Here is a 13,825-nt window from a genome sequence, read left to right on the forward strand (position 1 = left end):
AATTTCTCAGCTGCATGGGCGAGGTTAGCGAAAGGCACCTGACGTGCCATCGGGTGCCAGTTTCCCGGCGTCCGCTTGTGGCGATCTTGAATAGCCGCTCGGGGGATCTTGAATAGGCGTCGGCGACGGCCATATTGCGCCAGTGGCTCGAACATGCCAAAGTTACCCACCAGTCCAGATCAGTCGGCCGCCCTATGGCTACACCAGCCATGACCTGCTGAAATGCATGATGATCAAGGCTGCGGGACGCATTGTCGGGGATCACTCGCTGTACTGGACACGTCACCGAAGTTCTGGCAGAGTCGCTGAACGTCCGGCGGCCCCCCACTTCGGCTCGCCGCCCCGCAGCCGCTTTCAGAAGCGCCGCTGCGCATTTCCCGGAACGACCGCACTGCTTGCTCTGGCAGCAATCGCGTCGCGCCGTCCTGCGTTTCCCGCACCGTGGTCCTGCACGACCAGCACCGTTTTCCGCACCGCGTCGTCGGCGCGCTCGCGGCCATTTCACAGGGAGTGTACACATGCGTGTCCTGGTACTCGGTGGCGACGGATTCTGCGGCTGGCCGACCGCACTGTATTTGTCCGACCGCAGCCACGAGGTGACGATCCTCGACAACCTGAGCCGGCGCGCGATCGACCTGGAGCTGGAGGTCGAGTCGCTGACCCCGATCCGGCCCATCGGCGAGCGGCTGCGCGCCTGGCGCGAGGTGTCGGGTCGGGAGATCGGCTTCGTCCGGCTCGACCTGGCCACCGAGTACGACCGGCTCGCCGAGCTGCTCCCCCGGCTGCGGCCGGAGGCCATCGTGCACTTCGCCGAGCAGCGCGCCGCGCCGTACTCGATGCGCTCCACCCAGGCCAAGCGCTACACCGTCGACAACAACGTGCGCGCGACCCACAACCTGCTCACCGCACTGGTCGCCACCGGCACCGACGCGGCGCTCGTCCACCTCGGCACGATGGGCGTCTACGGCTACGGCTGGTCCGGCTCGGCGCCGATCCCGGAAGGCTATCTGACCGTCAAGGTCCCCACCCCGGACGGCGACCTGGACCGCGAGATCCTGCACCCGGCCAACCCCGGCTCGGTCTACCACCTGACCAAGACGCTCGACCAGCTGCTGTTCGCCTTCTACGCGGCCAACGACCAGCTGCGGATCACCGACCTGCACCAGGGCATCGTCTGGGGCACCCAGACCGCGCAGACCGTGCGCGACGAACGGCTGGTCAACCGCTTCGACTACGACGGCGACTACGGCACGGTGCTCAACCGCTTCCTGATGCAGGCCGCGCTGGCGCACCCGCTGACCGTGCACGGCACCGGCGGCCAGACCCGCGCCTTCATCCACCTGCGCGACACCGTCCGATGTATCGAGATCGCGCTGACCAACCCGCCGGCTCCGGGGCAGAAGCCGATGGTCTTCAACCAGGTGACCGAGACGCACCGGGTCAGCGACCTGGCCAAGTTGGTCAGCAGCCTGACCGGGGTGCCGGTGGCGAACCTGCCCAACCCGCGCCGCGAGGCGGTGGAGAACGACCTCGTGGTGCGCAACGACCGGTTCCTCGCGCTCGGACTCGAGCCGACCACGCTGTCCGAAGGGCTGCTGGAGGAGTGCACGGAGATCGCCCGGCGCTACCGGCACCGGGTGGACCTCAGCAAGATCATCGCCCGGTCGGTCTGGCGCTCGGGGATGGCGACGGCGGACGACCTGCTGACGGACCTGCCGGCGGACGGGCCGACGGGCCTGACGGCGGACGGGCCGACGGACCGGCCGGCGGCTGCGGCTGATGGTTCGGCGGTCGCCGAGCCGCTGCGCTAGGGAGGGCGGCGATGGCCAAGTCGGCGCGCCCCATGCGCGGGATGAACGCCGCGCTCGCCAGCGGCGAGGCGGGGGTCGGCGAGATCCGGCCGGCCCGGACCGCGATGAGCGTCAAGCAGCTGTCGGTGGCGCTCTGCGTCGCACTGGTCGGTGCGGGTATCGGTGTCGGGACATACCACGCGATCGCCTCGCGCCCGGTGAGCTTCAGCGGCCAGGTCACCCCCGAGCACGCCTACTACCTCAACTTCCAGAACACCGGCACGGTGCAGACGCTGACGGTGCGTCCGGGCGACCACGTGAAGGCGGGCCAGGTCCTCGCGACCCAGGTGAGCAGCGTGGCGGCGGCGAACGTCGCCGCCGCGCAGGCCGCCGTGGACGCGGACACCGCGCTGCTCGCGCAGGACCGCAACCCGCAGACCACCGCCAACCAGTCCACCCAGGACCAGCTGGACGTCGCCAAGGCGCAGGCGGCGGCGAACACCGCGCAGGGCGCACTGGCGCTGGCGGCGAACAGCACGCAGAACAACGTGGCGGCGCAGACCACGGTGGTGACCTCGGACCAGACGACGCTGGACAACGACAACGCGCGCTACGCGCAGTACTGTTCGGCGACCGCCTCGGCGTTGGCCCCGACCTCGCAAGCGCCGGGCTCACCCGCTCCGGGCACAGTGGCTCCGGTCTCCGTGGCTCCGGGCGCGGGCATGCCGGTGCCCGCTGCCGCGCCGGCCAGGACGCCGACCGGTAGCCCCACGGCCACCCCGCCCCCTTCGCACTCCCCCTCCCCCTCGCCGACCCCGTCGCCGGCCGGTTCCACCCCCGAACCGAGCTCGAGCGCAACGTCGTTCGGACAGGAGCAACTCTGCAACGACCTCCAGTCGCAGATCGAACGGGACGGCGCCGCACTCGCCCAGGCCAAGGCGAGCCTGGCCTCGACCCAGTCCACCGGCCAGGCGCAGCAGCAGCAGGACGAGCAGAGCCTCGCCCAGAGCGAGGACACGCTCCAGGCCGCGCAGGCCCGGGTCGCGGCGCAGGGCACCGCGCTCACCCCCGCCTCGATCGCCCAGGCGCAGTCCCAGTTGGCCTCCGCCCAGGCGCAGTTGGCGGCCGATCAGCTGGCCCTCAAGCAGGCCACGATCATCGCGCCGGCCGACGGCATCGTCGCCGACACCGCGGGCGCCGCCGGCGACACGGTCGGACCGGAGGGCGTGCACGCCTACGAGGGCCCGGCGGCGCAGTCCGGCACGCTGGTCAACCAGGAGCCGGGCATCCAGCTCTTCGTGCCGAGCGCCGCGCCCGGCAGCAACGCCGGCAGCACCCAGGCCACCTACTCGGCGCTGCTCACGGTGTACGCCGGCCCGCTCAGTGTCACCGCGCAGCTGCCCGAGGCGCAGATCGCCTCCGTGCACCAGGGCCAGGGGGCCACTTTGAGCTTCCCCGCGACCGGGCGCGCCGTGCCCGGTCGGATCAGCGAGGTGCGACTCGACCCGGCCCGGGTGCCGGGCGCGACCTACTACAACGTCACGATCACCACCGACGCGCAGCGGGCGGGCGCGCTGGCCGGCATGTCGGTGGACGTGACCATCGGCTGACCACGGCCGGCCCACTGCTGTCCTACGGCCGACCTGCTGTTGTCCCCGGCTGACCTGCGCCGACCCCCCTCGACCCCAGATGAAGGTGAAGACCCGTGTCCAGCAATCCCAGCCGCCGAACCGCGCTCCGGCTCGCTGCCGCAGGTGGCGGCGCCCTGGCCGCCGCCGCCCCGGGCGGGTCGGCCGCAGCGGCGCCGGCCGTGCACGCCACACCGCCGACCGTCTTCGACGTGGCGGCCTACGGCGCGGTCGGCGATGGCACCACCGACGACACCGCGGCGATCCAGAGCGCGCTGAACGCAGCCGGCAAGACCCCCGGCTCCCTCGTCAACTTTCCACCCGCAGCCGGTGGTTGCTACCGCACCTCCGGGTTGGCCGTGCCCGGCGGCGTGGCCGTGCTCCAGGGCCAGAGCTGCCTGAGCGCGGCGAACGCCCCGACCACCGCCGCACTCACCGGCTCGGTGCTCGCACCGCTCACCGCCAGTACCTCGACCCTGCTGGCGATCGGCAGCAGCGGCAACGGCGCCGCGGTCGCCACGAACCCGCACGGCCTGATCATCGACGGCCTCGGGTTCCTCGGCACCACCCCGGCCGGGTCCGGGATCACCGGCTTCTGGGCGGCCAGCGTGGTCGACACCTCCGACGTCACGTTCCGCAACTGCCGTGACCTGTACTGCGATCCGCCCGGTTTCAAGGGCTATCCGACCGGTGGCAAGGGCAACGGCGGCTTCGTCCGGTTCCTCTCCTCGGGTACCGGCAACTTCTTCTCGGTCAACGGCCGGCTGCTCTTCTGCTCCTCCTACGGCGCCGGCACCTTCCTGCTCGCCGACGGCCTGTCCGCCGCCTATCCCGGCGGCGGCAGCACCGACGGCCAGGTGATGGGCTGCCAGGTCAACGGCCACAACCACGGCGCGCAGTTCGGTCCCCTGCTGGCCGGCGCCGGCGGGTGGATCGTGTTGGAGAGCCACTTCTCCTCGGCGGAGGGCACCAACCACATCTCCTACGGTCTCGCGGGCCACCCGTGGACGCTGCGACTGGACGGCTGCTACTTCGACCTGATCCGCGCCCTCCCGGTGGACTGCCACGGCCGCGGCCTCCAGGCGATCGGCAACTACTTCCGGGCGCTGAGCAACAGCACGGCGATCGCCTTCGGACCGGGCCTGGCCACCAGCGGCAGCGACCCGGCGGCGGTGTTGACCGGCAACATCCTCGACCTCAACGGCGCGACGACCGTCGCCAGCTTCGCCCGTTTCGACGGCTTCACCGCCGCCGACTTCCCGACCAAAGCCGGCGGTCAGTACTCCGGCAACGTGGTGCACAACCACGGCGCCGCGATGCCGAAGAGCTGGGTCGGCCAGTTCGTGGACAGCAAGGCCGCGGTGATCCCCGGCACCTCCTCGGCCCGGCTCCAGCTGCAGGAGGGGCCGGTCCTGTCGGCCTGACAGGACCGGCGCTCTCGGCCTGACGGTCGGCCGAGGAAGGTGTGGCGGCTCGATGCAGCAGGGGCCGGGTGCCCGGTGGCGGGTGGCCGTCAGCCGGCGTAGACGTCCTCGACGTAGCGGCCCTGGTCGACCAGTTCCTGGAGCCACTGCCGGGCGGCGGCCTCGTCGGCGCCGGGGGTGTGCTCCAGGTACAGCCTCTGGAAGGCGTCCCGCACGCCGGGGGCCATCCGGGCGCCGTCTCCGCAGACGTACACCTCGGCGCCGGACTGCAGCAGCTGCCACACCTCCGCGCCCTCGGCCGCGATCCGGTGCTGCACGAAGCGCAGCCCGTTCGCCGGGGCCTCGCTGAACGCCGGCCGCATCGACACCGCCCCCGCCAGTTCGGCGGCACGCAGTTCGTCCGCGTGCAGGTAGTCGGCGTCGGGGCGGTCGCAGCCGAAGTAGCAGAAGGCCGGGGCCAGTTGAGCACCGGAGGCGAGCAGGGCGCGGCGGTCGGCGATGGCACCGCGGAACGGCGCCAGGCCGGTGCCGGCGGCGATCATGATCACCGGGGTGCGGTGGCCGATCCGGAACGCCTCGCGGCAGGGCTGGATCCGGGCAAGGACGGTGTCACCCGGCCGGATGCGCGCGAGGTGGCCGGAGCCGGTGCCGCGGTAGGTGCCGCGGCCCGAGCGGGCGGGGGCTTCGAGCAGGGAGACCATCAGGTCGATCCGGTGCGGGTCGTTGGTCGGCGAGGACGACACCGAGTAGTGGCGCGGCCGGATCGGGGGCAGCAGCTCCAGCAGGACGGGCCAGGTCAGGGCCTCGCGCAGGGCCGGGTGGTCCTCGATGAGGTCGAGCAGCGTCCGGGAGTCGTCGGCGGCTATGGCCCGCAGCGCGGCCCGCTCGGGCGGGCAGGGGTTGAGCTCGGCCAGGGTGGCCAGTCGGTCGGCGGTCGGGCGGTCCTGCAGCTCGACGTAGTGGGTGAGCAACTCCCTTACGGTCAGCGGCCGGTCGACGGCCAGGCCGCTGCGGCGGGGCGCGACGATGCTGAGCAGGGTGTCCGGATCGGCGCCCAGCACCCGGGCGGCGCGCTCGACCAGGGCGGGGTCGTTGGCGGGGAGCACGGTGAGGTGGTCGGCGGTGCGGAAGGTCTGGCCGTCCGGCAGCGCCAGCCGGACCAGGCGCTTGACCCTCGGGTAGGCCGGGTCGGTGAGGGTGTCGACCGAGGTGACGGTCATCGCGGTCATGCCGTGCCGGGCCGCCAGCGCGTCCAGCGGGCCGCCGGTGACCTCGGTGACCTGGTACCCGTCGGGCTCGGGTGCGGTGGCGGTGCTGTCGGGGTCGCCGTGGCGCTCCAGCAGAGCGGTGCGCAGCGCGGCGGTGAACGCCTTCACCGTGCCGGCCAGGTCGCCGGAGGCGTCCGCCGCGGCCCGCTCCAGCAGCCGGGTGCCGCCGAGCGCGGCCAGCCGGTCGTCGATCAGGGTGGGGATGCGCTGGTAGGTGGCGGCCCAGTTGCGGTCGCCGACGCCGAGTACCGCGTAGTCCACCCCGTCGGCGGCGCCCTCGGCCGCGGTCTCCAGCCAGCCGACGAAGGCCGCCGCGTCGTCGGTGGGTTGGCCGTTGTACGAGGCCGCGGTGATCACCACGGTCCGGTCGGTGGGCAGCGCGCCGGTGTGCGCGTCGAGCGGGGCAATGGCGGTGTCGCAGCCGATCTCGGCGGCAGCGTCGGCGAGTTGCCGGGTGAACTCGCGGCAGGCGCCGTAGTTGGAGCCGTGCAGGAGCAGCACCCCGGTGCCCTGGCGGACCCGGGCGGGCAGGCCGGCGTCATCGGCCGGTTGGCCCTGGGCGGCGGCCGCCGGGTGTGCCACGGGCGTGCGCGACGCCGGGGTGGGCGTGCGCCGGGCCAGGGTGAGGGTGAAGTCGTCGGGCTTGATGGTGAGGGTCTGCTTGATCGCCAACTGGTAGTCGGTGTGGTCGATCAGCCGGTAGCGGTGGACCAGCATGGCGAGCAGCATGGTGGCCTCGTGCAGGGCGAACTGCCGTCCGATGCAGGCGCGTTCGCCGGTGCCGAAGGGCTTGAACGCTTGCGGGGAGCGGGCCGCCTCGAGCTCCGGGTCGAACCGGGCGGGGTCGAACAGCTCCGGGTTGTCGCCCCAGACCGGGTCGCGGTGCAGCATCGGGGTCAGCACCAGCACGGGCTGGCCGGCCCGCAGCGGGATCCGGCCACCGAGCAGGGTGTCCTCGTGGGCCTGCCGGCTGAACCCCGGCGCGGTCGGCCACAGGCGCAGCGACTCCAGGAGCACCTGGCGGGTGTAGCGCAGGCGGCCGATGTCCTGGTACGACGGGTCCGGGTCGGCCTGGTCGCCCCACAGCCCGTCCACCTCCTGCTGGAGCAGCCGGAGCGCGGTCGGGTGCTTGACCAGGTGGTAGAGGGCGAAGGCGAGCATGCCGGAGGTGGTCTCGTGGCCGGCGATCAGGAAGGTGATCACCTGGTTGCGGATGTTCTCCGCGTCCAGCGTGGTGCCGTCGGCCGGGTGGGTGGCCTCGAGCATCAGGCCCAGCAGGTCCTCGACGTGGTCCCGGCCTCCGTCATCGGTCTCACCCTTGGTGCGGGCGGCGATCACCTCGTCGACCACCGAGGCGAGGTAGTCGGCGTCGATCCGGAACGCCTCGTCCCGCTCGGAGTAGTCAATGCCGGGCGCCCGGGAGATCCGCGTCATCGCCCATTCCAGGCAGCGCACCATGCCTTCGACGAACGGGTGCGGTTCGGCGCTCTCGAACGAGCCGAAGTCGAAGCCGAACCCGGCCAGTCCGATGGTGTCCAGGGTCATGCGGGTCATGTCGCCTGGCACGTCCACGGGTTCGCCGGCGGCCGCCCGGCGGTCCCAGGAGTCGAGCAGGCGGCGGGCGACCCGCAGCATCACCGGGTGGAAGGTGTGCATCGAGCCGAGCGCGAAGGCCGGCATCAGGATGTCATGGGCCTTGAGCCAGTTGGGCTCCTCGTTGTAGGCGGTGAACAGGCCGTCCCCGGTGAACTCCCGGACGTTCAGTAGACCCGCTCCGATGCCCTTGGCGAACCGCCGCTCATCCGCCAGTTCGGTGACCAGGTCAAGGCTGCTGACCATCACGATGTCGTTCCCGTGCATGCGCTGGACGAAGGCCGGACCGTACTGCCGGGCCAGCCCCATAAGACGCAGTATCGGCGCGGCGGCCGGGCCGGCCTGGGAGACGTCCACCACGGGGATCGGGCCGTCGGTGCTGACGGCATGCGGGGTTAGCAAGGTCTCGGTCATGACGCGGGTCGCCTTCCGCAGTAGGAGATCACCAGTGCCGCGCGGACGGGTGGATCCGTCGGCGGCCGTTATCCACTCTGGGCTTCCCGAGGCGGCTTGGCGTCCCGCCGGACTACATGATTCTGTAGTGTCGGCGCCGAGGACGTCTTGCTTTCACGGCGTCAGATGTGGCACGCACCAAGGAGCGGAGTGCCGGTATGGATCGTGTGGCAGGCGAAACACCGAGCCAGGCGCTCCCGGAGGACCCGCGCGAGCTCGCGATCCTCTGGCGCAACCGGTTCCTGATGCTGTTCGACCACCTGCCGCTGCCGATCGCGGTGTGCGACACGGCCGGCCGCATCCACGTCGTCAACCGGGCGATGGGCATCGAACTGGGCGTACTGCCGGGCCACTTGAGCGGGCGAAAGATCCTGGAGCTGCTCCGCCCGCAGGGCCGCAGGCCACTGCGGCCGGTCATGGAAGCCGTCCGACTGCAGCGCCGCTCCCAGTACCCGATCGAGGTGCTGTGGGCCGCCGCCGACGGCACCGAGCGCCGGGGCGAGCTGACCATCGAGCCGGTCAGCGACCTGCCGGACGACGACCCGAAGCTGCTGCTGTGGCTGCGCGCCCTGGGCCCTCCGGCCACCGCACCGGCCGACCGGCCGACCGAGCGGGTCAGCCCGGTCGAGGCGCGCATCCTCGCCGCGGCGGCCCGTGGCGCCACCACGGCCCAGATCGCCAGGGAGGTCGACCTGACCGTCGACGGCGTCAACTACCACCTGACCCGCCTGACCCGCCGCTGGCACGTCCCCAACCGCACCGCCCTGGTGGCCCGCGCCTACGCCACCGGAGTCCTCGCCCCCGACACCTGGCCGCCCCGCCCGAGCGCGGATGGCACACCATCGGGGTGACCGGCGGGTAGCGGCGCAGAAGGCGGAATGAATTTGTGAGACTGGCGGCTCGTCGGTTAACGTTTCCGCGCGGCAAGGGCCTATAGCTCAGACGGTTAGAGCGCTTCCCTGATAAGGAAGAGGCCACAGGTTCAAGTCCTGTTAGGCCCACCGGCACGGAACGCCCGGAGTGGAAACCCACTCCGGGCGTTTCGGCGTTCAGTAGTTCGGCGCGTCTGAGGAGGAGGGGCGAGGCATGGGCCCGCTGATCGACCGCGCTCGGATGGAGGCGGTCTTCGCCCCCGAAGACCTGCTTGCCTCAGCGGACGAGGTACTGGCCGGGATCGCCCACGCGCCGACGCGCGCTTTCCTGCGGGACGTCGGCCTTCCGGACCGCGTCGGGTGGTTCGAGTCGGATCAGCACCTCGCGGACGGCGAGCTGCTGATCGGAGGCGAGGCCTGGCAGCGAGTCGCGGAGCGGTATCCCGGGTGCCCGTTCGACATGTCGGTGTGGCTGGCGCTCGGAGGCATCGCCCTCGACGACGTGATGGTGGATACGGTGACCGGCGTCGTGTACTGCATCCCCGACGGGGGTGCTCCGCACCGTCTGAACAGCAGCGTCGACGCACTGGCGTACTTCCTGCACGCTCTCGAGGTGGAGCGCGACAACTACGATCCGGAAGCCGACGGCGACGGCCTCGACCCGCACGGCGCCGAGGAGCGGCTGCTCGAACGGATGCGCGCCGCCGACCCGATCGCGCTGGAGAACCCCCGGTCGACCTGGTACATGGTCCTGCGCTACGTGCGCAACTGGATGCAGGACTAGCAGAGCCCCCCTACTGCGACTCGCTGAAGGCTTGGAAGGGTTCGAAGGTGTGGGGAGTGGTGGGGAAGTAGTGGTCACTGAGGATCTCGGACCGGATCTCCCCGGTGAGGGCGGAGCGTAGGAACCGGGCAAAGCCCATGTCGAGGTACTCGTACCAGTCGCCGCGGGCCTCGTTGATCACGATGGTCCAGTCGTCGGGGTCCTGCCCGGGCTTGGCCAGCCAGTAGATGAACTCACCGTTGTCGGTCGATGCCCAGGGGATGAAACGGGCGCCGGGCTCCCTGAGTTCGGCGGGCTTCTCCTCCGAGCTGTCCCAGAGGTAGTCGAACGCCTCGGTCCGCTCCTCGACGTTGCCGACCAGGTCGCAAGAGCGGTTGGCGCAGTCCGGTTCCAGGACGTAGAGGTAGCCGTCGACGTAACCGCCGCCGCGCAAATCGATGAATTCCTTGTAGTCGCTGGGAAGTTCGGTTCCCAGCCGCTCAGTGGTGGAGACCCAGTCCTTCGGTCTCCCAGTGGGGAATCCTGGGAGAAGGCGGGCCAGTTGCTCAGCGGCGTTCTTCACAATGGTTCCTACTGCGGCTCGTTGCCGATATTCAGCGGGCAAGCTTACGGCCCCCGGCCATGCCCGAGGAATGGCGGCTCACAGTGCGAAGGTGTGGCTGCCGCCCGGCGGGACCAGCACGGTGGTGCCGCGGAAGCGGACCGGCACCGGGGTCTGGTGGTCGGCCGGGAGGCTGACCGTGGCCGTGTGGCGGTCCACGGCGATCCGGATGCCCCAGTGCTTCCGGTAGTGCAAGTCGAGGGCCAGGCTGCTGAGTTCGGGGGGCAGCTGCGGGTCCAGCCAGAGCGCGTCGTCGCGGAGCTCCAGGCCGGTGTAGCAGCGCTGCAGCAGGTCCACCGCGCCGGCCATGGCGCCGAGGTGGATCCCCTCGGCGGTGGTACCGCCCTGCAGGTCGAGAAGGTCACTGGTGAGCGCGTCCCGGAAGAACCGCCAGGAGCCGCCGCGGTCGACCCGGGTCAGCACCCAGGCGTGTACTACGGCGCTGAGGGTCGACCCGTGCACGGTGCGGCGCAGGTAGTACTCGGTGGTGCGGCTCAGCAACTCCTCGTCGGCCGGGCAGCCGAGTCGGCGCAGCAGGTCGCGCAGCTCCGTCGGGGAGAAGAGGTAGGCCAGCATCAGCACGTCGGCCTGCTTGGAGGCCTTGTAGTTGTTGACGCTGTCGCCCTCGGCCTCCAGGATCCGGTCCAGCCGCCGCGGGTCGGGGTAGCGTCGCCGATAACCGTCCCAGTCGAGTTCGGCGAGGCGCTCGTAGCCGTCGAACTGGCTGAGCACTCCCTCGTGGAACGGCACGTGCAGCCGGCGGCCGACCTGCTGCCAGCGGTCCAGCTCGGTGCCGTCCAGGGCCAGCCGCTCCAGGAGTTCGGCGCGGCGGTACCCGGGGAGCAGCTCGACGCATTCCAGGGCGCGGGCCAGCACCCAGGAGGCCAGCACATTGGTGTACGTGTTGTCGTCCAGTCCCGGGTGGTCCGCCCACGGGTAGGCATCGTGGTACTCGTCGGGGCCGAGCACCCCACGGATGGAATAGTGCTCCCGCTCCGGGTTCCACTGGGCACTGGCCGACCAGAAGCGGGCGATCTCCAGCAGCATCTCGGCACCGGTGGTGGCCAGGAAGTCGAGGTCGCCGGTCGCCTGGTAGTACTGCCAGATGTTGTAGGCGATGGCCGATCCCACATGGCGCTGCAAGTGGGTGTGATCGGGCAGCCAGCGGCCGGACAGCGGGTTGAGGTGCAGGCGCTGTGACTCCTCGCGGCCGTCGGTCCCGCTCTGCCACGGGTACATCGCCCCGTGCAGCCCCGCCTCCCGTGCCAACTGCCGTGCGGCGTACAGGCGTCGGTGCCGGTAGCGCAGCACCGCCCGGGCCAGCTCCGGGAAGCGCAGGTTGAGCACCCGCAGTACGAACAGCTCGTCCCAGAAGACGTGCCCCCGGTAGGCCTCGCCGTGCAGCCCCCGGGCCGGAATGCCCGCGTCGAGGTCGGTGGAGTGCTCGGAGTAGGTCTGCAGCAGGTGGAACAGGTTGAGGTGGAGCGCCATGGCGCCGTCGAAGTCGGCCTCGATCCGGCAGCGGCGCCACAGTTCGGCCCAGCGCGCGGCGTGGGCGGTGGTCAGCTCGGCGAAGTCGGCTGCCTGGGCGGCCAGCCAGTGGACCGCCCGCCGCGGTGCTCCGATGGCCGGGTCCCGCGAGGTGGCGACGGCGACGGTCTTCTCCACGGTGACCGGCCGGCCGGCAGCCAGTTGCAGGGTGAGCAGTTCGGCTGCCCAGCCGGGGCGCAGCTCGGCGGCCCGTTCGACGTCCAGCGGCGTGCCGTCCTGGTGCACCCGGTGGCGGACGGCCAGTGCGATGGCCAACGGCGCGTTCTCCGTGACCACTTGGAGCCAGAGCACCCCGTCGTCGGTCCGGCCCTGCCCGTCGGGGCGCAGGTGGCGGCTGGTCAGACCCCGGTAGCGGGCGACGCCGGCGTTGGCCATGGTGCCGTCCAGCGCTGAGCGGATCTCGACGGTCCCGGACCAGTTCTCCGCCCGTAACTCGGTCTGCAGCGCGACCAGATGGGGCTGCGCCTGGCTGGCGATCCGCCGCTGGACGAGCCGGGTGCGCCGCCCGCTGCCGTCCACCACCAGCAGTTCGCGGGTCAGCACTCCGCGGCGCAGGTCCAGGTCGAGCCGCTGCTCGGCCGGCGGCCCCGCGAACCACTCGCCGCCCGCGGGACGGAACGAGAACGCCTGCCAGTCGGGGCAGTTGACCAGGTCTTCGTTGACCACCTCGCGGTCGCCGACGGGTGAGGCGGCTCGGTCGTACACGCCCGCCAGGTAGGTGCCGGGGTAGTGGATGCCGTCGGCGTGCGACTCGGGCGCGGCGGCCCGGCTGACCAGGTACCCGTTGCCGACCGCGCAGAGCACCTCGCGCACGCCCTCCTCCGACGGCTCGAACCCCTCGAAGCGCAGGTGCCACGGGTCGCTCGACCGCGCCCGCTCGGCGACCGGGCCGGGCGTGCCGCCACCACGCACGCCAGCTGCCATCCCTGCACTCCTCCGGCACTCTTTCAGCGGTCGGGGCTCTGCCGTGCGGCGGCCCCGCTCTCCATCGTGCGCACCGGCGGGCCGGGTGCGCACGGCGGGCCGGGTGCGCACGGTAGCGGGTCGGCGGAGGCTGGAATCGAGGGGGTACTCGAGCGCGTGCGGATTCCGACGGAAGTGACTCGATCACCGGTTCTGCCTGGACGAGATGCCGGACGCCTATGACGTCTTCAGCGACGCCGGGAGCACGGGGGCGCTCAAGGTGGCGCTGTTCCGTACCTGACGTGCTCAGCGCCTCGCACCTGGCCGCTCAGTCCGCGTGTTCCGGCCGGACGATCACCACGGGGCAGGACGCGTGGATGGCGCAGCGCTGGCTGACCGAGCCCAGCAGGGCGCGGGCGAAGGCGCCGCGGCCCCGGTTGCCGACCACCAGCACGTCCGCACCGTCCGCCGCCGAGATCAGCGCGTCGGCGGGGTTGCCCCGGACCATCAGCCGCTGCACCGGCACCGGTGGCTGCCCGCCGAGGGTCTCCGCCAGCTCGGCATCGAAGTTCCGGCGCGCGAGGTCTTCGTCCATCCGGGTGTCGACGGCCGGCGCTCCCCAGCCGTAGTCCATGGGAACCTCGATCGCGCCGACCACGTCGATGGTGCCGCCGATCCGCTCGGCGTAGCGCACCGCCCAGCGCAGCGCGGCCCGCGAGGAGGGCGAGCCGTCGATGCCGACCACCACTCTCGGGGGTGCCGTCTCCGCTTCGGTCATTCCGTTCACCTCGCCTCAGCGCTCGGACACACTCATCGGTCAAACACACTCACGGGTCAGACACACTCATGGGTCAGACACACTCATGGGTCAGACACCCTCATCGGTCTCGGACACACTCCACGCTGCGCCCGTGCGCCTTGGTCCGCCAGCAGGGGGCGATACCGCTCGCCGCACTGC

9 protein-coding genes and 1 tRNA gene are annotated in these 13,825 nt (G+C 71.5%); 6 read left to right on the forward strand and 4 right to left on the reverse strand.

The features are described 5' to 3' along the window. Nucleotides 1-518: 518 nt before the first annotated feature. The 3 genes from P3T35_RS12195 (at nucleotide 519) to P3T35_RS12205 (ending at nucleotide 4,842) form a co-directional block, all read left to right on the forward strand. The gene (locus P3T35_RS12195) at nucleotides 519-1,811 is read left to right on the forward strand and encodes an NAD-dependent epimerase/dehydratase family protein (RefSeq protein WP_101379303.1); all 1,293 of its coding nucleotides are present in this window, start codon (nucleotides 519-521) and stop codon (nucleotides 1,809-1,811) included. 11 nt (nucleotides 1,812-1,822) lie between these two features. Beyond that, nucleotides 1,823-3,400: an HlyD family efflux transporter periplasmic adaptor subunit gene (locus P3T35_RS12200; protein WP_101379304.1), complete on the forward strand. Its 1,578-nt coding sequence runs from the start codon at nucleotides 1,823-1,825 to the stop codon at nucleotides 3,398-3,400. A 95-nt stretch (nucleotides 3,401-3,495) separates the two neighbouring features. Next, nucleotides 3,496-4,842, forward strand: coding sequence for a glycoside hydrolase family 55 protein (locus tag P3T35_RS12205; protein WP_218976644.1), 1,347 nt, complete (start codon nucleotides 3,496-3,498; stop codon nucleotides 4,840-4,842). Between the two features lie 89 nt (nucleotides 4,843-4,931). Here the strand turns inward: P3T35_RS12205 and P3T35_RS12210 are convergent, their stop codons facing one another. Continuing rightward, on the reverse strand, nucleotides 4,932-8,117 hold the full coding sequence (locus P3T35_RS12210; RefSeq protein ID WP_101379305.1) for a cytochrome P450: 3,186 nt from the start codon (nucleotides 8,115-8,117) through the stop codon (nucleotides 4,932-4,934). 197 nt (nucleotides 8,118-8,314) lie between these two features. On the opposite strand from P3T35_RS12210, the gene P3T35_RS12215 reads away from it, so the two are divergent. The 3 genes from P3T35_RS12215 (at nucleotide 8,315) to P3T35_RS12225 (ending at nucleotide 9,812) form a co-directional block, all read left to right on the forward strand. Further along, entirely contained in the window at nucleotides 8,315-9,007 is a 693-nt protein-coding gene (locus P3T35_RS12215; RefSeq protein ID WP_101379306.1) for a PAS domain-containing protein, read from the forward strand. 76 nt (nucleotides 9,008-9,083) lie between these two features. Next, a tRNA-Ile gene (locus tag P3T35_RS12220) sits at nucleotides 9,084-9,157 on the forward strand. Nucleotides 9,158-9,242: 85 nt separating this feature from the next. After that, nucleotides 9,243-9,812: an SUKH-4 family immunity protein gene (locus tag P3T35_RS12225; RefSeq protein ID WP_101379307.1), complete on the forward strand. Its 570-nt coding sequence runs from the start codon at nucleotides 9,243-9,245 to the stop codon at nucleotides 9,810-9,812. 10 nt (nucleotides 9,813-9,822) lie between these two features. Here P3T35_RS12225 and P3T35_RS12230 read toward each other — a convergent pair whose 3' ends face one another. The 3 genes from P3T35_RS12230 to P3T35_RS12240 all read right to left on the reverse strand — a co-directional run bounded on the left by P3T35_RS12230 (nucleotide 9,823) and on the right by P3T35_RS12240 (nucleotide 13,645). Continuing rightward, nucleotides 9,823-10,374, reverse strand: coding sequence for an SMI1/KNR4 family protein (locus tag P3T35_RS12230; RefSeq protein ID WP_180356354.1), 552 nt, complete (start codon nucleotides 10,372-10,374; stop codon nucleotides 9,823-9,825). Between the two features lie 78 nt (nucleotides 10,375-10,452). After that, nucleotides 10,453-12,888, reverse strand: coding sequence for a glycosyl hydrolase family 65 protein (locus P3T35_RS12235; RefSeq protein WP_101379309.1), 2,436 nt, complete (start codon nucleotides 12,886-12,888; stop codon nucleotides 10,453-10,455). A gap of 307 nt (nucleotides 12,889-13,195) precedes the next feature. Next, the gene (locus tag P3T35_RS12240; protein ID WP_101379310.1) at nucleotides 13,196-13,645 is read right to left on the reverse strand and encodes a universal stress protein; all 450 of its coding nucleotides are present in this window, start codon (nucleotides 13,643-13,645) and stop codon (nucleotides 13,196-13,198) included. Between the last annotated feature and the right edge of the window lie 180 nt (nucleotides 13,646-13,825).

This window comes from Kitasatospora sp. GP30, assembly GCF_029892145.1.
In the GTDB taxonomy this organism is placed as follows: Bacteria; Actinomycetota; Actinomycetes; order Streptomycetales; family Streptomycetaceae; genus Kitasatospora; species Kitasatospora acidiphila.